The organism is Actinomyces sp. Z16 (assembly GCF_003111765.1).
Taxonomy (GTDB): domain Bacteria; phylum Actinomycetota; class Actinomycetes; order Actinomycetales; family Actinomycetaceae; genus Actinomyces; species Actinomyces glycerinitolerans.
In genome coordinates this window covers 2,998,563-3,019,675 of the sequence record NZ_CP027862.1, presented here as the reverse complement: position 1 = coordinate 3,019,675, position 21,113 = coordinate 2,998,563, and the positions used below count along the sequence as shown (strand labels likewise).

Annotated in this window: 14 protein-coding genes, 1 tRNA gene, 1 pseudogene and 2 riboswitches; all 16 genes and pseudogenes read left to right on the top strand. The window is 69.9% G+C overall.

Translation table 11 applies throughout. From position 1 onward, the window contains the following. Nucleotides 1-17 precede the first annotated feature (17 nt). The 16 genes and pseudogenes from C3B71_RS12625 to C3B71_RS12550 all read left to right on the top strand — a co-directional run bounded on the left by C3B71_RS12625 (nucleotide 18) and on the right by C3B71_RS12550 (nucleotide 21,101). Nucleotides 18-2,366, top strand: coding sequence for a helicase-associated domain-containing protein (locus C3B71_RS12625; RefSeq protein ID WP_234415917.1), 2,349 nt, complete (start codon nucleotides 18-20; stop codon nucleotides 2,364-2,366). A gap of 253 nt (nucleotides 2,367-2,619) precedes the next feature. Next, nucleotides 2,620-3,459, top strand: coding sequence for a transporter substrate-binding domain-containing protein (locus C3B71_RS12620; protein WP_108968488.1), 840 nt, complete (start codon nucleotides 2,620-2,622; stop codon nucleotides 3,457-3,459). A gap of 47 nt (nucleotides 3,460-3,506) precedes the next feature. Next, nucleotides 3,507-3,752, top strand: a complete 246-nt coding sequence (locus tag C3B71_RS12615; protein ID WP_159097692.1) for a hypothetical protein — start codon at nucleotides 3,507-3,509, stop codon at nucleotides 3,750-3,752. 39 nt (nucleotides 3,753-3,791) lie between these two features. Continuing rightward, nucleotides 3,792-4,328, top strand: a complete 537-nt coding sequence (locus C3B71_RS12610) for an amino acid ABC transporter permease (RefSeq protein WP_146752392.1) — start codon at nucleotides 3,792-3,794, stop codon at nucleotides 4,326-4,328. Further along, the gene (locus C3B71_RS12605) at nucleotides 4,325-5,068 is read left to right on the top strand and encodes an amino acid ABC transporter ATP-binding protein (protein WP_073329193.1); all 744 of its coding nucleotides are present in this window, start codon (nucleotides 4,325-4,327) and stop codon (nucleotides 5,066-5,068) included. Before C3B71_RS12610 ends, C3B71_RS12605 begins: the two co-directional genes overlap by 4 nt. Beyond that, a complete protein-coding gene (locus tag C3B71_RS12600) occupies nucleotides 5,065-5,775 on the top strand; it encodes an alpha/beta hydrolase (protein ID WP_073329196.1) in 711 nt (236 codons plus the stop codon). Before C3B71_RS12605 ends, C3B71_RS12600 begins: the two co-directional genes overlap by 4 nt. Continuing rightward, nucleotides 5,772-7,028, top strand: a complete 1,257-nt coding sequence (locus C3B71_RS12595; protein ID WP_234415916.1) for a DUF3027 domain-containing protein — start codon at nucleotides 5,772-5,774, stop codon at nucleotides 7,026-7,028. Before C3B71_RS12600 ends, C3B71_RS12595 begins: the two co-directional genes overlap by 4 nt. Nucleotides 7,029-7,140: 112 nt before the next feature. Next, the gene (locus C3B71_RS12590) at nucleotides 7,141-8,613 is read left to right on the top strand and encodes an NCS2 family permease (protein ID WP_108968479.1); all 1,473 of its coding nucleotides are present in this window, start codon (nucleotides 7,141-7,143) and stop codon (nucleotides 8,611-8,613) included. Nucleotides 8,614-8,800: 187 nt separating this feature from the next. Continuing rightward, nucleotides 8,801-10,141, top strand: coding sequence for an MFS transporter (locus C3B71_RS12585; RefSeq protein ID WP_073329204.1), 1,341 nt, complete (start codon nucleotides 8,801-8,803; stop codon nucleotides 10,139-10,141). A 140-nt stretch (nucleotides 10,142-10,281) separates the two neighbouring features. Further along, complete coding sequence (locus C3B71_RS12580; RefSeq protein ID WP_108968477.1) at nucleotides 10,282-10,956, top strand: metal-dependent transcriptional regulator; 675 nt, start codon at nucleotides 10,282-10,284, stop codon at nucleotides 10,954-10,956. Between the two features lie 259 nt (nucleotides 10,957-11,215). Beyond that, nucleotides 11,216-12,440 (top strand): annotated as a pseudogene (locus tag C3B71_RS12575) (IS110 family transposase). 195 nt (nucleotides 12,441-12,635) lie between these two features. Next, nucleotides 12,636-12,799: riboswitch (cyclic di-AMP (ydaO/yuaA leader) on the top strand. Next, the gene (locus tag C3B71_RS12570; protein WP_073329208.1) at nucleotides 12,800-13,561 is read left to right on the top strand and encodes a C40 family peptidase; all 762 of its coding nucleotides are present in this window, start codon (nucleotides 12,800-12,802) and stop codon (nucleotides 13,559-13,561) included. 221 nt (nucleotides 13,562-13,782) lie between these two features. After that, a riboswitch (cyclic di-AMP (ydaO/yuaA leader) is annotated at nucleotides 13,783-13,942 on the top strand. 5 nt (nucleotides 13,943-13,947) lie between these two features. Beyond that, entirely contained in the window at nucleotides 13,948-14,766 is an 819-nt protein-coding gene (locus tag C3B71_RS12565) for a C40 family peptidase (protein ID WP_108968476.1), read from the top strand. Between the two features lie 155 nt (nucleotides 14,767-14,921). Next, nucleotides 14,922-15,863 (top strand): universal stress protein, encoded by a 942-nt coding sequence (locus C3B71_RS12560; RefSeq protein ID WP_073329212.1) that lies wholly within the window; start codon nucleotides 14,922-14,924, stop codon nucleotides 15,861-15,863. Between the two features lie 100 nt (nucleotides 15,864-15,963). Then, a tRNA-Arg gene (locus C3B71_RS12555) sits at nucleotides 15,964-16,039 on the top strand. 784 nt (nucleotides 16,040-16,823) lie between these two features. After that, nucleotides 16,824-21,101 (top strand): DNA helicase, encoded by a 4,278-nt coding sequence (locus C3B71_RS12550; protein WP_108968473.1) that lies wholly within the window; start codon nucleotides 16,824-16,826, stop codon nucleotides 21,099-21,101. Nucleotides 21,102-21,113 lie beyond the last annotated feature (12 nt).

Below are 21,113 nucleotides of genomic sequence, written 5' to 3'. Positions count from 1 at the left end.
GCGGTAGATTTACCCGGATGAGCACCCAGCATCCGGGCACCGGGCGGCCTGAGCCCGCACCTGGCACCACCGTCGAACAGCTGGCCGCGCACCTGACGGCCCTGCCCGACCGCGACGTCGCCGCGCTTCTACTCGCACGCCCCGACCTGGTCGCTCCACCCTCCGCCTCTTTCACCGCCCTGGCCGTGCGCGCCGGCGCCCGCACCAGCGTGGACGCCGCCCTGCGTGACCTGGATGCCGTCACCGTTGCCGTCGCCGAGGCCACCGTCGCCCTGCGCTCCGTAGACCCCGCCACCCTGGCGCCCTCCCTGGGGCTCAGCGCCGACGACGTCGCCGGCCGCCTGGGCGTGCTTACCCGTCTGGCGTTGGTCATTGACACCGGCCCCGTCCCTGGGCTGGTCGACACCTTCGGTCCCCACCCCTTCGGACTCGGCCCCGCCGCCGCCGACCCGCCCGCCGCCGAGCAGCTCCCACCCCCGCTGTCCACCCTGGAACAGGCCGACGAGCCCGTCCCCGGCATTGGCGTGCTGAAGGCGTTGACCTGGGGTCCCCCGGTCGGCACCCTCAGCCCCGGCCGCAGCTCCGCCGGCACGGCCGAGCTGGTCGAGCGCGGCTGGCTCGAACGCACCGCGGACGCCGCCGGACGCACGCGCTTCGTCCTGCCGCGCGAGGTCGGCCTCGCCCTGCGCGGTGGCCGCCTGACCCGTGAGCCGCTCGCGCCCCCTGCCACCGACACCCTGGAGGTGTTGTCCGCAGATGCGGTCGCCTCCGAGTCGGTCAGTCACGCGGAGGAGATGGTTCGCCTGACCCGCGAGCTGCTGACCGAATGGGGACGCGAGGGTGGCCAGATTCTGCGCACTGGTGGAGTGGGCGTGCGGGCACTGGACCGAACCGCCGCCGCCCTCGGCCTGGAGCGCGCCGTGGCCGCCAGCGTCATAGAACTCGCCGCCGGTGCCGAACTCCTCGGCCTGGACGAGTCCGGCGCCGCGTGGGTGCCCGCGGACACGGTCCCCGCCTGGCTGGACGCCGAACTACCCGAGCAGTGGGCTGCGCTCGCCGCCGCCTGGGCCGGCTCGGCCCGCACCCCCTGGCTGGTCGGCACCCGCGCCGACGACGGCGCTCTGCGGCCCGTCCTGGGCGCCGACGTCGAGGCCGCCTGGGCGGGCCGGCTGCGCCGTCGCATCCTCGCCCTGCTCGACTCCCTACCCGCCGGAACCTCGGTCGACGCCGACTGGGTGCACGCCGCCCTCACCTTCGCCCGGCCGCGTCGGCCCCTGCCCGAGGGTGCGGTGGCGGCGGTGCTCGCCGAGGCCCAGCTGCTCGGTCTGACCGGCGGCGGTGCCCTCAGCCGCGCCGGAAGGGTTCTGGCAGCCTGCCTGCGTCCCAATGCCGGCGCCCCCGAAGCGTCCACACCCGCCGGCAGCGCCGCGGCGGACGATGCCCCCGCCGACGCCGTCGGCCACCCGGACAATCACTACGGGACACTGCTGGCCGCGCTCGAGCAGGCGCTGGCCGCCGACCTGCCTGCTGCGCCGGTCGACCTCCTGCTGGTGCAGTCGGACCTGACCGCCATCGTCCCCGGCCGCCCTGCGCCCGAACTCGGCGCCGCCCTAGAGCGCAGTAGCGAGGTCGAGTCCCGCGGCGGAGCGCTCACCGTCCGCTTCACTCCCCAGTCCGTGCGCCGCGCCCTGGACAGCGGCTGGTCCGCCACCGAACTGACCCAGGCCCTGTCCCGCTTCAGTCCCACCCCGCTGCCCAGCGCGCTCACGGTCCTGATCGCCGACGCCGCCCGCCGCCACGGGGCGGTGCGCGTGCGCGAGGTCGCCAGCGTGCTGCGCGTGGCCGACCCGGCCGTAGCCGCCGGGATCATCGCCGACGCCGCGCTCAAAGACCTGGGACTGGACCAGGTGGCGCCCGGCGTCATCCTGTCCGCCGCACCCGCCGGGGTGGTGCTGCGTGAACTGCGTGCCGCCGGTCTGGCCCCGGTGCTGGAGAACGAGCATGGCCGACTGTTGATCTCCGAACGCCCCGGGGCGGGCGCCGCCTCCCTGCCCCGGCACCGGCCCGCCCGGGAAACGAGCACGCGGTCCGCCGTCGCCGTCCCGGACGCCGGGAGCTGGCCGCGCTGGTCGGCCGTCTGCGCGCGGGGGAGGAGGCACGCCGTGCCGCGGGCGGCGCCGGCCCGATGGCGGCCACCGACCCGGTGCATGCGCTGGCACTGCTGCGTCAGGCACAGGCCTCACGGGCGCGGGTACGGCTGCGTCTGGCCGGCCCCGACGGGAACGTGCAGGAGCGCACCGTGCGGGTGCTCGCCGTCGAACCCGGCCGGGTGCGCCTGGCCGACCTGGTCAGGGAGACCGAGTTGACCGTCGCCGTCCACCGGATCGTGTCGGTCGAGGCCGGTTGAACGGCGCATTAGCCTTGTTGTTGCATCGTAACGATGTATATAGTGTGGTTGGTCAGAGTTGGCCTGGCACTGTTTACGAGCGCCTTTGGCGGGCTCGGCCGACGGCTTGACAGCCGGGATCGCCACCTGTAGCGTGCCAACATTATCGAACGCCTGTTCGATGACATGTCGATGGTTCCCTCTCCCAGACGCCGATCAAGAAGGTTCTGAACATGAGAAGAATCGCGAGCATAGTGCTGCTGTGCCTCGTGTCCCTGTCCTTTTCTGCATGCGGGTCGGGAGGCGATGGCGCGACGGGCCAAAGCAACGCGAAAACGCTGCGTGTCGGCGTCGAATGTGCCTATGCCCCCTACAACTGGGAGGAGGGAGAGCCCTCTGACACCAACGTTCCCATCAGCAATCACGAGGGCTTCTACGCCGAGGGATACGACGTGCAGATCGCCAAGTTGGTGGCGGACAATATGGGCGCGGAGCTGGAAATCGTCAAACTTCCCTGGGATGGACTGCTGGAGGCACTCAACCAGGGGCAGGTCGATGCGGTGTTCTCCGGAATGGTCGACTCCGACGAGCACAAGCAGGCGGCGGCCTTCTCCGAGATCTACGTGCCCCAGCCCACTGAGTACGGCGTGATGGTCAAGGCCGACGGTGACTACGCCTCGGCGACGGTGCCGGAGGACTTCGTCGGTGCGAGCCTGCTGGGACAGAAGGGCACCAAGCTGGACACGGTGATCGACCAGATTGACGGGGTCAACCACCTCCCTGCGGTGGACACCATCACCAACATGCTCGAGCGACTGGATGCGGGCACTACCGACGGCATTGTCATCAACCTTGAGTCCGCCGAGGCGTACCAGGCACAGTACCCGGATACGGTGGTAGTCGACTTCCCCGACGACGACGGGTTCGTCTTGGACTTCAACGGCGTGTGCGCCGGGGTGCGCAAGGATGACACGGCCCTGCTGGATGAGATCAATACGGCGTTGGCCTCCGTGTCCCCGGAGCAGCGACAGGATCTGATGGACTCGGCGATGGAGCTCGCGGGGCAGAAATGAGACGCGGCTGTAGATTCGCGACCGTTGCTGCGGCGATCGCGCTGGTCTTGCTCGCCGCAGTGGTGTGGGTGATCCCCTGGTGCCGTGAGGTTGTGGCGCTGGAAGAGAACCCTGACGCGATGGTTCCGTCCATGGTCTACATGCTGTACCACTCGCGCAGGCTTTGGCTCTCGGGCGTGTGGGGCACGCTGTCGGTGTCGGTGTTGGGAACTGTGGCCGGATTCGTGCTCGCCGTCGGCCTGGTGTTCTTGCGCATCAACGCACCCGGCAGGCGGGACTCGCGGCCGCTGTGATTCGCCAAGAGCACGGGGGTGGACTTGGTGAAGTTGTACGTGACCATCTTCAGGGGAACACCGATGATGGTGCAGGCGGCAATCGTCTACTACGCGGGTTTCAACATCGTGCGCTCGGCCATGCCCAACGCCAGCATCACCGAGGTGAACCAGCGGTGGAGCTTCTTCATGGCCGCGCTGCTGACGGTATCGCTGAACTCGGCCGCGTACCTGGTGGAGGTGCTGCGTGGAGGCGTCGGTGCCCTCAACCGGGGGCAGCGGGAGGCGGCGGTGTCGCTGGGCTTCTCGAACTGGCAGACCATGATCAAGGTGATCTTCCCGCAGGCCGTACGCAACAGCCTGCCGTCGATCGGCAACGAGCTGGTGAACAACATCAAGGGGACCTCCGTGCTGACCATCATCGGCTACACGGAACTCATGTTCGCCACCTCCTCGGTCGCGGGCTTCTACTACAAGTACCTGGCCAACTACCTGACGGCCGCCGTCATCTACCTGATCCTCACGCTGTCGCTGACCTGGCTGCTCGAAACGAGCATGCGACGCATCGGGATTGCCCAGAAGGAGATCGCCGCATGAGCGAACCGATCCTGACGATTCGCAACCTGCGCAAGTCGTTCGGAGAGCTGAGTGTTCTCAAGGGCATCGACCTGACCGTTGTGCGTGGCGAGGTCGTCAGCATCATCGGGGCCTCCGGCTCCGGAAAATCGACGCTGCTTCGCTGCGTCAACCTGCTGGAGGAGCCCGACGGTGGGTCGGTGCTGTTCGACGGCGAGGACCTGAGCGATCCTCGCACGGACCTGCGGGCGCTGCGCGAACGGATCGGCATGGTCTTTCAGGGCTTCAACCTGTTCCAGCACAAGACGGTGCTGGAGAACTGCATGCTGCCGTTGACGACGGTGCGGCGCATGAAGCGCGCCGAGGCGCAGCAGGTGGCGGAGCAGGAGCTGGAACGGGTCGGCATGTACGAGTTCCGCGACGCCCACGTGGATGAGATCTCCGGCGGTCAGGCGCAACGCGCCGCCATCGCGCGTGCGTTGTGCATGCGGCCGGAGATAATGCTGTTCGACGAACCCACCTCCGCGCTGGACCCCGAGAAGGTGGGGGAGGTGCTGAACGTGATCAAGGCGCTCGCGGACAGCGGGATGACGATGCTCATCGTCACTCACGAAATGCAGTTCGCCGATGATGTCAGCGACCGGGTCGTCTTCATGGACGCTGGGGTGATTTGCGAAGAGGGGCCACCAAGCGTCGTGTTCCGCAACCCGCGCCAGCCGCGGACCAAGGAGTTCTTGAGCCGCTACCATCTGCGCTCGTGAACGAAACCGTAGCTGGTAAGCACGTGGAGCTTTTCGTGGCGCCGCAGCCCGGCGCGCCCCTGGTGGTGCTCAATACGGTGCAAGGTGAGGGACAGGCGGTGTGGCAGGCCGCTGCATCTATTGCCGAAGCGCCCTTCTCCCTGGCGGCGGTGTCCGGCATCGACTGGAACCATGACATGTCGCCCTGGCCGATTCCGGCACTCGGCCCCGAAGACGTGCCATGCACCGGCGGCGCCGACGCCTACCTCGACGTCCTGACGGGCCAGATACTGCCGCATGCGCTGGAACGGCTGCCGGCCGCCCCCGCCTACCTGGGTCTGGCCGGATACTCGCTTGCCGGCCTGTTCGCCGTCTACGCCAGCTACCGCACGGATGTCTTCTCCCGGCTTGCGAGTGCCTCGGGCTCATTCTGGTTTCCGGGGTTCCTGGAGTACGCCGGCGCGCACCAGCCCGTGCGCCTGCCCGAGCGCGTGTACTTCTCGCTCGGGGATCAGGAGGCGAGCACGGCCGTGGAGCCGGTGCGCGCCGTCGAGGCCAACACCCGGGCGCTATACCGGGCCTATGCCGGCATGGGCGTCCAAACAGTCTTCGAGCTCAACCCCGGGGATCACTTCACCGGCGGTATCCAGCGGACCGCGCGGGCTATCGCCTGGATGGTAGGTGAGGGCGAGCGCCGGCCCGACCGTCCGCTTACACTTGAGCCGTGACTGACGCAGCGACTCAAAGGTCGAAGAACACGTCGAGCAAGCCGGTGCAGGCCGCGCGCACCGCCGTCGTCGAGCCCGCGGGCGACCGTCCCGGTGCCCTGCCCACCCCGGCCGAGCAGGCCACGGCCGCCAAGGACCGGGTGCTGACCTCCGAGGCCGCCATCGAGGCCGCCCGGGCCGCCCTGGGCGAGATCACCGAACCGGTCAGCGTCGGCCCGTACACCGCCTGCCGGCAGCTGGACAAGCGGCTGATCACCCACCTGTTCGAATGCAACCTGGCCGGCTACCGCGGCTGGCGCTGGGCCGTGACCATGACCCGTCCGCCCCGCGGGCGCACCGCCACCATCTGCGAGCTGGAGCTACTGCCCGGCGAGGATGCCCTGCTTGCCCCCGCCTGGGTGCCGTGGGCGGATCGGCTGCGGCCCGGAGACGCCTCCCGCTCGGACCGGCTGCCCCGGCGGGAGACGGACGAGCGGCTCGAGCCCGGCTGGGAGGCCACCGGCGAGGACGGGGACACCGTGGCCCTGGATGAGCTCGACCTCGGCCGCGCCCGCGTGCTGTCCGCGGAGGGTTACCGCCGCGCCGCCCAGCGCTGGTACGACGGCGACCACGGCCCCGAGGCCGACGGCGTGCGCAAGGCCCACGCCACCTGCGCCACCTGCGGGTTCCTGGTGCCCATGAGCGGGCGCCTGCGCAACACCTTCGGCGTGTGCGCCAACGAGTGGGCCGCCGACGACGGGCGCGTGGTCTCCCTCGACCACGGCTGTGGCGCCCACTCCGAAACCGACCTGCCGGATCAGGGGCCCGAGTGGCCGGTGACGCCTGCGCGCCTGGACGAGGCGGCCATGGAGCCGCTGGCCACCAACGGCACGGACCTGCGCGGCGGGCGCAGTCGCGACGAACTCACCGACCAGGAGGCCGCGCAACCGGAGCCGACCACTGTCGGCGAGGCCGAGGCCCAGGACGCGGACACCTCCGCCGACCCGACCGAGAAGACCTCGCGCAGGTCCGGCAAGTCCATTGCCGCCCAGGACGCCGCGGCTGACTCGGTCCCCGAACAGTCCCCGGAGGAGCCGGAGACTGCGGAAGAAGAGGATCCGGAGGCCACCGTGGCCTCGCGGCGCGCCGCCTCGGCTCGCGACGCCGTCGCCGACCTGGCCCTCGAGCACGCCCACCACGACGACGCCGCCGCTCCCCAGGCCGCTGCCGACGCCCTGGCCGCCCTGGAGGCCTCGCTGCCTACCCGCTCTTGAGCCTCCCCGCGCTCGCGGGCGGCACCGACCCCGCCGGGCCTGGGCGTCGGCGGCGTCCCAAGGGGTGGCCGGAGTTTCGTTGCTGCGGCCGCGTCTGGGACAATCACGACACGTGACCACACATACCCCATCTCCCACAACGTCAGCAGCGGCCGGGGCGCCGGATTCCCGCAGCGCGATCGACCGCTTCTTCCACATCACCGAGCGCGGCTCCACGGTGGCGCGTGAGCTACGCGGCGGAATCGTCACGTTCTTCACGATGGCCTACATCCTCGTGCTCAACCCGCTGGTGCTGTCCACGCCCCACGAGGGGATCGCGCCACTGGGCACTACCGAGCAGATCGCCGCCGGCACCGCCTTCGTCGCGGGCGTCATCACCATCCTCATGGGCCTGGTGGCGAACTATCCCATGGCACTGGCCGCAGGACTGGGCATCAACGCCATGATCGCCTACACCCTGGTCGGCATGAACGGCATGACCTACGCCGACGCCATGGGCCTGGTGGTGATCGAGGGCGTCATCATTCTGGTCCTCGTGCTCACCGGATTCCGGGAGGCCGTGTTCAAGGCCGTCCCGCCGGACATCAAGACCGCCATCTCGGTGGGCATCGGCCTGTTCATCGCCCTGATCGGCCTGGTGGACGCCAAGGTCGTCCGCGCCGGCGGCACCCCGCTGGAACTCGGCCTGGGCGGCTCCCTGCAGGGCTGGCCCGTCCTGGTGTTCCTGTTCGGCCTGTTCCTGATACTCGTGCTGCACGTGCGCAAGGTGCGCGGCTCCATCCTCATCGGCATCGTCGCCTCCACCATCCTGGCGGCCCTGATCGAGGCCTTCGCCCACCTGGATGCCTTTGACGAGACGACCAACCCCACCGGCTGGTCGCTGTCCATCCCCGCCCTGAAGGGGGCGCCCGTTGAGCTGCCGAGCCTGGCGACGCTGGGCCACTTCAGCCTGCTGGGCAGCGTGGAGAAGGTCGGCGTCGTCTCCGTGGTGCTGCTGGTCTTCTCCCTCATGCTCGCCGACTTCTTCGACACCATGGGCACCATGGTGGCCATCGGTGCCGAGGGCGACCTGCTGGATGAGAACGGCAACCCGCCGCGCACCCGCGAGATCCTCGTCGTCGACTCCCTGGGCGCGATTGCCGGCGGTGCCGGGGGCGTGTCCTCCAACACCTCCTACATCGAGTCGGCCGCGGGCGTCGGCGAGGGTGCCCGCACCGGCCTCGCCTCCGTCGTCACCGGGGTGTTGTTCCTGGCCAGCATGTTCATCGCCCCGGTCGTCTCCATGGTGCCCTACGAGGCGGCCACGCCGGCGCTGGTGGTGGTCGGCTTCCTGATGATGACCCAGGTGACGGACATCGACTGGAAGACCCCCGAGATTGCCCTGCCGGCCTTCATCACCATCATCATGATGCCGTTCTCCTACTCCATCACCAACGGCATCGGCGCGGGCTTCGTCTCCTACCTGGTCGTCCAGCTGGCCCGCGGCAAGGTCAAGGATATTCACCCGCTGATGTGGGTCGCCTCGGTGCTGTTCGTCATCTACTTCACGCTCGAGCCCATCAAGGCGATCCTCGGCGTCGGCTGATGGCCGGATCCGAGCGCCAGACGGCGCCCGGCGCACACGAATCGGGGGCGACGACGCGGCTACGGTCACGTCGTCGCCCCCTGTCTGTCCCCGGTGTACAGACGTACAATTGACCGATCCCAAAAAAGCGCGCATCCCAGCGGGTGCGCCCGTCGTCACACCGCGAAACTGGAGTTATCTCCCCACCGTGAGCAGCACCTTCGAGTCACTCAAGTTCCACAATTATCGGATCTGGTTCTTCGCCGCGCTCGTGGCCAATATCGGTACCTGGATGCAGCGCGTCGCTCAGGACTGGTTGGTGCTGCGCATACTGACCGACGACTCCGCCTCCGCCACCGGCGTCACCACGGCGCTGCAGTTCCTGCCCGCCATGCTGTTCAGCGCCCACGCCGGACTGGTCGCGGACCGGGTGGACCAGCGCAAGTTCCTCATCTTCACCCAGACCGCCATGGGCGTGGTCTCCCTGATCCTGGCCGCCGACGTGCTCGCCGGCCATGTGGCGCTCTGGCACGTCTACCTGGCCGCCTTCGGCACCGGGCTGGCCTCCGCCTACGACTCCCCGGCGCGTCAGATCTTCGTCGGCCGGATGGTCCCCGCCGAGAACCTGGCCAACGCGGTCGGACTGAACTCGGCCTCCTTCAACGCCGCGCGCCTCATCGGCCCGGCGGTCAGCGGCCTGGTCATCGCTTGGATCGGCCCGGGGTGGGTCTTCCTGGTCAACGCTCTGACCTTCCTGTTCCCGGCGCTGGCGCTGGCGAGCATGCGCGTGTCGGAGCTGTATGACGTCCCCCGCGCCAAACGGGCCAAGGGACAGCTGCGGGCGGGCCTGGCCTACATCCGCCACCGCACTGACATCATCGTGATCATCGCGGTGATCACGATCGTGTCCATGTTCACCCTCAACTTCCAGGTGACCATGGCGGCCATGGTGCGCTCCGCCTTCGACCTGGAGTCCGACGCCTACGGCAGCGTCTCCTCGATCTTCGCCATCGGCTCCCTGGCCGGGGCCCTGTGGGCGGCGCGGCGCAAGTCCCCGCGGGTACGCACCCTGGTGGTCGCGTCCTTCTTCCTGGGTGTGTTCACGATCGCCATGGCGCTGATGCCCAGCTACCAGCTGTTCGCGCTCTCCTCGATCCCGGTGGGCTTGTGCGTGCTGACGGTGCTCACCAGCGCCAACCAGACCATCCAGCTGAACACGGAGCCGGCCATGCGCGGGCGCGTCATGAGCATCTACATGATGTTCTTCCTGGGCACTAACCCCATTGGGGCGCCAATCGTGGGCTGGGTGTCGGACCAATGGGGACCGCGCGTAGCCATCCTGGCCGGTGGAATCGCCGCCGTAATCGTGGCGGTGGCCGCCGGCATCTGGGCGCGGCGCCACTGGCACATCGACTTCGCCTACTCCTCCACCCGCCCCTTCCTGACCACCGTCGGCCCGCGTGAACGCGCCGCAGGTAGCGCTCCTGGCGACGGCGCGGCGGGCGCCGCGGAGGCGGACACGCCCGGCGCTCCCACCGCCTCGGAGTAGCTCGCGGGGCCGGATGATCGAACCCGTCATCGGCGTCGGAGCCGGGGACCGATATCCTGTTCACGCACATGCGCATACGCCGCACCCCGGCTACGGTCAGCCGTGCTGCATCGGTCAGTGGTCATCGGAGGAGGCACCAGATGAGCGAGTTAATCGACACTACCGAGATGTACCTCAAGTCCGTGTACGAGCTTGAGGAAGATGGCGTGCTGCCGCTGCGCGCGCGCATCGTTGAGCGCCTAGGCCACTCCGGCCCGACCGTGTCTCAAACGGTCGCCCGCATGGAGCGCAGCGGCCTTATATGGGTTGCCGACGACCGCTCCCTTCAGCTCACCGACGAGGGGCGCCGTCGGGCCACCGAAGTTATTCGCAAGCACCGACTTGCTGAAAGGCTGCTCCTGGACGTGATCGGCTTGGATCGCAGACTCGTTCACGACGAGGCCTGCAGGTGGGAGCATGTGATGAGTGAGCAGGTTGAGGACCGCCTGGCGGCGATCCTGGGTGAGGTCACCTCCGACCCCTTCGGCAACCCGGTTCCCGACCGCGTCCCCACCCACCCCGCCCCCGCAAGTGACGAGATCAGCGCCGAGCGCCTGGTCCGCGACGGGCGCTCAGACGCCGTCGTCTCCCGTGTGGGAGAGCCCATCCAGGCCGACGACGTCGTCATCGCTCAGCTAGAGGATGCCCGCATTGGGGCGGCTACTCCGGTCCGGCTCACCGCCACGGTCGGCGGCATCCGCGTCAGCCGACAGGACGACGACGCCTCTGTACTCCTGCCCAGTGCCCTGGCCAGGCACCTCTTCCTCAAGCGCTGAACCGGCACGATCGGCCCGTTACCTTGTTTGTGGTCGCCGGTGAAGGAGTGCCGGTGGCTGGGCCAGCCGCTGTGGGCACGGGTGTCTTGCCCCTGTCTATGCAATGATCCGGGGGGTGTTGTCACCCATGGTGGCGGGCGGATGGGAGGCGCTGATTAGGGGAACGGACCGCTTGACGCGAGTCCTTTCGCAGGCGTGGGTGCGGGGCCGTCTGCCTGACAGGCTGACCCACCAACGCACGAGAGAGGCGCGCGGGAAGATGGATATCGAGGATGTGGAGGTCTTCGTCGGTATTGACGTGGGCAAGGCCGAGCACTGGGCCACGGCCCTGACCGGCGACGGGAAGAAGCTGTTCGACAAGGCCCTGCCCAACAGCGAGGACCGGCTACGCGAGGTCTACCAACGGCTCGGTGAGCACGGCCGGGTCCTGGTGGCTGTGGATCAGCCGGCGACGATCGGTGCCCTGGCAGTGGCGGTGGCCCAGGACATGGGCATCACCGTGGGCTACCTGCCCGGCCTGTCGATGCGCCGTATCGCGGACCAGGCCCCCGGGCAGTGCCAAGACCGACGCGAAGGACGCCGCGGTGATCGCCGACGCCGCCCGCACCATGCCCCACACTCTCAGGTCCATCGGCACTTCGGACGAGGACGCGGCCGCGTTGAGTATGCTCACCGGCTTCGGGCCTGGACCTGGCCCGCCAGGACCAGCCAGACCGAGGGGCCGTATCCGGGGCCCGTGTGCACCCAGACCCCGCCCAGCCCTCGAGACTGTGCTGGGCAAGTGGCTCGAACACGACAGCGTGCTGGAGGTGATCGCCGCCTGGCCCACCCCCGCCCGCCTGCGCAAGGCCGGGCGGGCGCGTATCGACGCCAAGCCCCGAATCCAACGGGTGCAGACGGCATGCCGCCTGGGCGCAGGCCATCACCGACGCCCTGGGCAAGCAGACCGTCGTGGTCGCTGGTACCGACGCGGCCGGGGTGGTGCTGCCCCACCCGGCACCGGCCGGCTCATCGCCCACCCGCGCCCAACGCGACGATGTCGCCGCCCAGGCCAGTGGCCCTGGCGGGTGGCCCACCCTCATTTTGCCCGGCCCCTGACCACCCGTGCCCCGGGGTGGGGGTCCCGGCCGCCGCTGTGTTCCTGGCCGAAACCGCGGGTAGAACATTCCCCACGGGCGCCCAGCTGGCCTCATACGCCGGCCTGACACCAGTCACCCGGCGGTCGGGGTCCTCCATCCGGGGTGAGGTGCGTCTCCCACGCGGGCAACAAGCGCCTCAAACGCGCCATGTTCCTGTCAGCCTTCGCATCCCTCAGATCCGACCCCGCATCCCGGGCCTACTACGAACGCAAACGCGCCCAGGGCAAGCGCCACAACCAAGCCGTACTCGCCCTCGCCCACCGCCGCATCCTCACCCTATACGCCATGATCCGCCACGGCTCCCTCTACGACCCACCAGCCCAACAACTACCCACCGCCGCTTGACAAACCACATAGGGGCACCCCCCGGCAGTGGTGCGGCGGGCCGAGAATGTTGCCCGCGCGACCCCGCCGTGGGAGATTCCACAGCGGGAGCGGCGGAGAAAACTACCCATGGACGGGGGAACTTCATTAACTTAGATGCCGCAGCCGGCACCCCTCGGCTGTGGAGGCGCCCGCGGAGCCCAAGCCTGCCGGCGCGAGCCGCCTCCGCCAACGACTTTTTCCGGCAGGCCCGGGGGAACCACTTCTCCGGCCGTGACGCTCCGGCGGACGCGGCCTCGGGGTGAAGCCCGCAGCACGCGGGCCGGGCGTCTCCCGCCCGAACCCGACAGCTAACCTCGTCGGCTCTGCAGGAGAATTCATTGTCTACAAACGTCAAGGCCCGCCACCGCAAGGCCGCGCGTCCGCTGACGCCCCTGACGGATGCCGCCCCGGTTGCGCGCCGCGGGCTTGCCGTCGCCGCCTCCTCCGGCCTGGCCCTCACCATGATCGCTTCGGGCGCCAACGCGGCCAGCGATGACGCGGATGCCACCGGCTCGGCCGGCGCACTCAGTCAGGCCGGCGTGGCCGCACTGGCCACCGACGCGCGCGAGGTCGTCACCACCAACGCCGCCATTTCGACCGGTTCGGAGACGAACTGGAGCGAGGACGTCGTCGAGGCCGCCACCGTCACCGCCACCGCCCCAGTGGTCGAAGAAGAGCCCGAGGTCGAGGAGGCTGTCGAAGCCGAGGAGACCGCAGAGGTCTCGGATACCGTGGAGGCGAGCGAGACCACCCAGGTGGCCGCCACGACCTCCACCGGCGAGGGCATGGTCGCGCTGGCTATGCAATACGTCGGCACTCCCTACGTATGGGGCGCCTCCGGCCCGTCTTCCTTCGACTGCTCCGGCCTGGTGTCCTACATCTACGCCCAGTACGGCATCAGCATCCCGCACCAGTCCGGCCAGATCCGCGCCATCGGCACGCCGATCTCCGCGGACGAGGCTCGGCCCGGAGACATCCTGTGGTGGTCCGGCCACGTCGGCCTGTACGCGGGCAACGGCATGATGGTGGACGCCACCCCCTCGAAGGGTGTGTCTTACCGGGCCGTCTACTCCGGTGTGACTTACCTGCGCGTCAGCTGACCGCACTCGCCCCGCACCCCAGCCCCGGGGAGCGGGGCGTTTTTGTGTCCGCATGGCCGGGGACGGGGCGGCAGGCGTGGACACCGCAACCGGCATGTGCGACGTTTCACGGCGGTGTGTGTGATCCCGCCGTGACGCCGGGAGGGGTCTTCGGGTAACGTGTTCACCGTTGCGGGCGCTAGCCGCTCGTGGCGCTGGAAACGAGGCCTAATCCTGCCGCTCGGTTCCGGCAGCCATATCCCACATACCAAGGCAGGAACGGGGGAACCAAAAGCGGCTCCGGCATCGACTGGAGCCTTGGGGTGAAGCCCGCGTGATGCGGGCCGGGCGTCTCCAGTCCGAACCCGACAGCTCACCTCGTCGGCATCTCAGAGGAGAACCACTACATGACAACACGCACCTCGGCTCGGCACCGCAAGGCCGCTCGGCCGTTGACCCCGATGAACTCAGTCGCTCCGGTCGCCCGCCGTGGCTTCGCAGTGGCCGCATCCTCGGGTCTGGCCCTGGGCATGATCGCTTCCGGTGCCTCTGCCGCGAACACCAACGAGGCCGCGCAGTCCGCCGGCTCACTTGAGACTCAGGGCGTGGGTGCGCTCGCCGCCGAGGCGCGCACTGCCGTCTCCACCAACGAGGCCGTGCAGGTCGCCGACTCCGTCTCCGTCCCCAGCGACGTCGAGACCGTGGACACCCCGACCGCCGAGGCCCCGGTCATTGAGGTCGAGGAGGAGCCCGAGGTCGAGGCGACCGAGGAGACCGAGGTCGCCGCCGACGTCGCTGCCACGGATGCGACCGCCGCCGACGCGGCGGGCACTACCGAGGCCACCGCCGACGCCACCCAGGCCGCGGCCACCGCCGCGCCCGCCAACGCGTCCGGTTCCTCCGTCGTCTCGATCGCCATGCAGTACACCGGCATGGCCTACGTCTACGGCTCCAATAACCCGGCCAACGGCGGTTTCGACTGCTCTGGGCTGGTCCAGTACGTCTACGGCCAGGTCGGCATCTCCCTGCCGCGCACCTCGTACGCCCAGGGCGCCTCCGGCACGATCGTGTCCGCGGCTGCGGCCCAGCCGGGCGATATCGTCTACTACGGCGGCCACGTCGGGATTTACGCGGGTGGCGGCATGATGATTGACGCCGGTAACCCGAGTGTCGGCGTGTCCTACCGCGCCGTGTACGGCTCCCCGCAGTATGTGCGCGTGGGCTGAACCGTACGCTTAACTGCTTCCTGACGTGGGGGCGGTCGGCCGTGTGGCCGGCCGCCCCCACGTGCTATCTTCAAAACGTGTTTTGGAACACGCCCGCCTGCAGGGCACAATGAGTCGGGTCGAGTACCCGATGCTCGAAGAAAGGGACACAACCCATGGCTGAAGACAAGGTCGTCCTCGTCGGAGTTGACGGCTCACCCGAATCCCTGGAGGCGGTTGACTGGGCGGTTGACCGTGCGGCTTGCAGCGGCTGGCGCGTGCACATCCTGTGCGCCTACTCCTTGCCTTCCTTCACCACCGCCTCGCTCGACGGCGGCTACGCCGCTCTGGATGACTCGGCCGTGCGCTCCGGCGCCGAAGCGGTCGTCAACGAGGCGGTCGCCCGCGCCCAGGGGCGGGGCGTAACCGTGACCAGCTCCCTGGAGACCGGAGATCCAGCCGGCGTGCTGGTTGACCTGTCCGAGGACGCCTCCCTCGCCGTGGTGGGCACTCGCGGCGGTGGAGGCTTCGCCGACCGGCTGCTCGGAACCGTGTCCTCGGCCCTACCGGCGCACAGCCACTGCCCCGCCGTCGTGGTTCCGCGCCACACGGAGGGCTCTGCCTTCACCCCCGTGCGCCGCATTGTCGTCGGCGTCGACGGCTCCGATTCGGCGCGCAAGGCCCTGAGGTGGGCGGTGCGCGAGGCCGAGGCCTGGGGCGCTGAGCTGACCGCGATCGCAGCCGTCCCCATGGCCTCTGGCGCGGGGGCGCTCGCCTGGCTGCCCGCCGCCGTTGATCGCGAGCAGGTTCTCACCGACGTGCGCTCGGGCCTGGACCGGGCCATCGCCGAGGCCACCGAGGGCCACCCCGACGTCGTGGTGCGCCGCCACGCCCTGGACGGCAACGCCGCCGAACTGATGTCCGAGTTCTCCACCGCGGTCGACCTAGTGGTGGTCGGCTCTCGCGGTCGCGGCGGCTTCTCCGGACTGCTGCTGGGCTCGGTCAGCCAGGGTGTTCTCTCACACGCTTCCTGCCCCGTCATGGTGGTTCCCGCTCGCACGCGAGAAGAGGACGTACGCGTGGGCCGCACTCAGACCACCCCCTGGTCGCGCGCCTGACGGAGACGATGCCGGTCGCGCACGCGGTCGGCACCACTCGAACCGGCGACGGAATTGGGGACGGGTTGCGATCGGGTAGGATCGCAGCCGTCCTCAGCCGGCCCTCGTAGCTCAGGGGATAGAGCACCGCTCTCCTAAAGCGGGTGTCGCGCGTTCGAATCGCGCCGGGGGCACCAGCCGCCTTCCCGCACAACCACGCGGAAACCGGGCCATCAGCGCGAACGCGGTGCTTTAGGCCGGAGTGCCGTGGAGACGCCGGGTTTCGGGATTTTTCGGTGCGGGCGTGCCGCTGTAGACCGGCGTGCTGTGAGGCTGCCCGCCGCCGGACTGCACTGTTCGGACCGCTTTCCTCTGTGTGGACCGTCAGCCTCCATTTGGACCGCCGTAGTGCGCCACTGGGGCGGTCCAAATCGGCTTTTCCGGTTTGGGGGTGTGGTGGTTGTGGCGGGCTGCGGCAGAACTGTCACCGATGTCCTGAGCCATAACACGGGGTGGGGTGTGTGGTGTGCCGGTTGGGCGTTAACGACGCTACTTAACGTTCTGCTGTACACCTGCAGTTCCTTCAGCAGACGGTTAACCGGCGTTGTTAACCCCGAAGCGGCGTAGCAGACCGGGAAGTGGCGTAGCAGACGGTCCCGCTTCCAGGCGAGCCTGTCAATGGGTTTGTGGGCGTGGCCGGGTCGCGTGGCGGGCGTGGGGCGAAATGAAGGCGGCCGGTCCGACGACGTCCTCGGCGACCCGAAAACGACCTCACGCACCCGAATACGACCTCCGGTCCCGGACAACGACCACCCACACGCAGCGCCGGCCCGAACCACCACATCCACAAACACGAAGAGCCCATTAGGTAGGCAGGTTCTCGCCGTGCCGGTGTGGCTCCGTCGGGACATCGCCGCAGATTCCCGCGCTATCGGTGAGTCGGCGCCGCCCGCCGCGGCCGGGCGGATATCGTGAGGAAATATGACGCCTCCACTGTTCTCTCTGGGCCGCAACCGGCACGACGCCGGGGCGCAGACGCGCGACCCCGAGGACGTCGACCTGCCCGCGGACCCCGCCGCGGCCACGCAGTCCGGTGGCACCCCGGTGTCAGACGCCGAGCGTCGGGCCCGTATCGACGAGGCCCTCGACGACTGGCGCCAGGAACTGGCCGACCTCGGCGGCACCTCCAGCCTCGACGCCTTCTCCGACCACGACGGCATTGTCGACCTGACCGCCGCCCACCCCTCGGGCCTCGCTCAGCTGTACGCAGGCCGCCCGACCCACCTGGGCAGCCTCGTGCGCGAGCGCGTCGCACTCGGCATCGCCCGGCAGTCCCTGCATGAACTCGCCAGCCGCACCGACCAGCTCTCCCGTCGGTTCGGCGTGGCTCCCGTGTACCTGGCCATTGGCGTGGCCGGCTGGACCGAGCCGGTACCCACAGCGGATGACGACGATGCCTTCCCCACGCCCAGCCCGGCAGACGATGCTGCCGCAGCCGGCCCCGCCGCCGCACGAGCCGCCGCGAACGCCGAGGCTGACGCCTCCGACGATGGCAGCGCCGATCCGGAGGCTCCCGAAGCGGCGCCCTCTGCCACGCCTGCCGCCGACGTGACCGACACCGACGCGCCCTCCGCCCGGCCGGTCGCCGTGCGCACCGTCAGCGCTCCCGTGCTTCTGCGGCCGGTGCGGCTGTCCAGCGCCGGCGCGGATGCCGCCCTCACCCTGGATACGTCGATCGAGGTCAACCCGGTCCTGACTCGGGCGCTGCGCCGCCATGGCTGCACGGTGGACGTCGACGTCGTCGCCCGCGCCACCCTGGCCGACGACGGCTTCACCCCGCGCGACGCGCTCAGCGGCATCGGCTCGCTCGGACGCGAGTTCCTGCCCGGCTTCGAGATCCACGAGCGGCTCGTCGTTGGTGCCTTCGTCCACCCCGGGCAGGCGCTCCTCGAGGACTTCGACGCCACCGTCGACCGCGCCCGCACTTCTGCACTCGTGGCCGCGCTCGCCGGCGACGCCGAGGCCCGGGCCGCCCTGGATGTGGCCCTGCCTGAGCCCAACCCCACCGATCGGGCCCCCGAAGATGAGCGGGGCGTGGGCGACCTGGATCCGGCTCAACTCGACGCTGTCGAGGCGGTGGGCTCCGGCGCCTCCCTGCTGCTGGACGCGCCACCCGGCTCCGACGTGGCCGCCGTCCTCGCCGCCATCATGGCCGACGCCGCGGCTCTGGGCCGCACCGTGCTGCACGTGCCCGCCACCAGCGCCGACGGGCACGCCGTGGCCGCCGCCCTGCGCGAACTCGGCCTGGGCTCCATCGTGATCGACCTCACCGAGGACCCCGCCTGGCGGCGTCATGCGGCCGAGGAAATCAAGACCGCCATGGGCGTCAACGTTCCCGACCTGGATGTGACCGCCATTGTCGGCATGCGCAACCGTCTGACCTCCGTGCGCGAGAAGCTCTCCCGCTACGTGGCCGCCCTGCACAAGCCGCGCGAACCGTGGGGTGCCTCCGCCTACGACGCGCTGCAGCAGCTCGCCGAACTCACCTCCGGCCGCGCCCGCACCAACGCCCGCGTCACCCCCGGACACCTGGAGCGCCTGAACGCCGACGGACGCCGGCGCGCGTCCGAACTGCTGCACCGAGCCCACGCGCTCGGCCTGTTCACCTCCGCCCTGGCGGATTCGGCCTGGAACGGTATGGCCGTGGCCGACGTCGACGAGGCCACCGACGCGCTGGCCCGACTGACCCGGCTCGCCGACGAGCTGCTGCCCGCCGTCGGTGAGCATATTGAGGCGGTGCACACCTCCACCGGCATCACCCGCGCCGAAACGCTCGGCCAGTGGTGTGAGCAGCTGGAAATGCTCGACGGCGTGCGCGACTCCCTGGACGTCTTCTTGCCCGAGGTCTTCGAACGCTCTGCGGCCGACATGGTCATTGCCACCGCCTCGAAGCACTGGCGCCAGGAGCACAGCGTGGAGATGGGCTATGCCGCCCGGCGCCGGTTCGTCAAGCAGGCCCGGGACCTGGTGCGCCCCGGCCGGGAAGTGGCCGACCTGCATGGGGAGCTGGCCAAGGTGCAGCAGCGCCGCGAGGTGTGGCGCCGCTACGACCCCGAGGGCGGCTGGCCGCACCTGCCGCAGGGATTGGACCAGATGCAGCGTGTGGCCGAACGCGCCCGCGACGCCGTGACCGCGCTGCAGCCGATTATCGGCGCGGACATGGTCCTGATGGACCTGCCGTTGACCGAGTTGGAGCAGCGCGCCCGCGTGCTGGCTGCCGACGACGTCACCGTCCACAAGCTCCCGGAGATCAACCGCGTGGTCACCGCCCTCAGCGACCTGGGCCTGACCCCGCTGCTGGACGACCTGGCGGCACGTGATGTGGAACCGGCACAGATCGATGACGAGCTCACCTACTGCTGGTGGTACTCCCTGCTCGGGCAGATCATGCAAGACGACCCCGACCTGGGCGGACTGGACGCGGACGCCCTCAACGACCTCGCCGTATCCCTGCGCGAGCTGGACGCCTCTCAGGCCGACTCTCTGGCCGGCCCCGTCGCCCAGGCCTGCACCCGCCGCGTCCGCGAGACCGTCGACGCCGACAAGGACGCCGCCCGTAGCCTGTACCGCGCCCTCTCGCTGGAGGAGGGGGTGCCACTGCGCGACATCATTGCCGCCCACCCGCTGGCCCTGGTCGCCAAGCCCGTGTGGATCATTCCGCCCACGCTGGTGCCGCAGGTGTTCACCGCCGACGCCGTGGTGGACCTGGCGATCCTGGACGCCTCCGCCCACGTGCCGGTGTCCCGGGTCATGCCCGCCTTCGTGCGCGCCGAGCAGGTGCTCGTCGTCGGTGATCCCCGCCGCTCAACCTCCGGGCTGGCCTCCGAACTCGGCCCGCTGCTGCCGCGGGTGACGCTGCCGACCGGCCGCAACACCCTGGATGCGGAGATTGCCGGCTTCCTCGCCGCCAACGGCTACGACGACGTCGTTGAGGCGATCCCGGCGCCGCCGGGCCGCTCCCGCCTGTCTCTTTCCCTGGTTGACGGCCGGGGCATGCCCGCTCCGGGGCACACCGCCGTTGAGTCGGTTCCCGCGGAGGTCAACCGGGTGGTCGACCTGATCATCGACCACGCCCTGACCCACCCCGAGCAGTCCCTCGGCGTCATCGCGCTCAACGCCCGACACGCCGAGGAGATCCGCCGCGCCACGACCGCCGCCGTTGCCGGCTCACCGGCCCTGGCCGACTACTTCGAGACGGGCGTATCCGAGCCCTTCGTCGTCGTGGACCTGGGGGAGGCGCGCTCGCTGCGCCGTGACCACATCATCGTCTCCGTCGGCTACGCCAAGACTCCGCACGGGCGCACGATCCACAACTTCGGGGAGGTCAGCGACCTCGGCGGCATGCTCGGCCTAGTGGACGCGCTGTGCGCCTCGCGCGGCAGCACCCAAATCGTGTCCTGCCTGGGACCCGACGACATCGACGCCGAGCGCCTGCACGCTCCCGGTGCCCGACTGCTGCGCGAGGTGCTGGTGCATGCCGCCGACTCCGGTGCGCAGTACCCGCAGCAGGAGGAGGTAGCCCCCGAGCGGCTGCTCGTCGAGCTGGCCGAGCACCTGTGGCGCAAGGGGCTGGTGGTGGTGCCCCGCTACGGCATTGAAGGCGGGGTGCGCATCCCGCTGGCCATCGGCCACCCGGACCTGCCGGGCGAACTGCTGGTCGCCGTGCTTACCGACGACGAGCAGTACGTGGCGGAGCGGAGCCTGCGTCGGCGTGACCGGCACTGGGTGGAGCGGCTCCAGCAGCGCGGCTGGCGCGTGCACATGGCCTACTCGGCGGGCGTGTTCGTCGACGTGGAGGGGGAGGCGAGCAAGATCGAGGCGCAAGTGCTGGCGGTGCTCGCCTCCCGCACCGAGGTCGCGACGGCCACCCCCCTGCCGCAGCACATGGAGGACGCCGAACCCCATCCCGTCGAACCGGCGGAGTCAAGCGCGACCGGGCAGTCGGGGAAGACGGCATCCCCGCACCAGACCCAGCTTGACGCGCCCGTGCGCGGCGAACGCCCGCCGATCGCGCAGGGGCTGCCGCTACAGGCCTACTCCGACGACCAGCTCGACGAGCTCGTCGCCTGGATCCGCTCCGACGGCGTGCAGCGCAGCGAGGCCGAGGAGGTCGAGCAGCTGCGCGACGCGCTGGCCCTGACCCGTCACGGGGCCGGGATCGACGCCGTGCTGGCCAACGCCGTGCGCCGGAGCCGCTGAACGATGGGCGAC

Excerpts from the sequence above, each read along its gene's own strand:
- C3B71_RS12625 (WP_234415917.1), top strand. The coding sequence starts at position 18 with ATGAGCACCCAGCATCCGGGCACCGGGCGGCCTGAGCCCGCACCTGGC.
- C3B71_RS12620 (WP_108968488.1), top strand. The coding sequence starts at position 2,620 with ATGAGAAGAATCGCGAGCATAGTGCTGCTGTGCCTCGTGTCCCTGTCC.
- C3B71_RS12605 (WP_073329193.1), top strand. The coding sequence starts at position 4,325 with ATGAGCGAACCGATCCTGACGATTCGCAACCTGCGCAAGTCGTTCGGA.
- C3B71_RS12580 (WP_108968477.1), top strand. The coding sequence starts at position 10,282 with ATGAGCGAGTTAATCGACACTACCGAGATGTACCTCAAGTCCGTGTAC.
- C3B71_RS12565 (WP_108968476.1), top strand. The coding sequence starts at position 13,948 with ATGACAACACGCACCTCGGCTCGGCACCGCAAGGCCGCTCGGCCGTTG.
- C3B71_RS12560 (WP_073329212.1), top strand. The coding sequence starts at position 14,922 with ATGGCTGAAGACAAGGTCGTCCTCGTCGGAGTTGACGGCTCACCCGAA.
- C3B71_RS12550 (WP_108968473.1), top strand. The coding sequence starts at position 16,824 with ATGACGCCTCCACTGTTCTCTCTGGGCCGCAACCGGCACGACGCCGGG.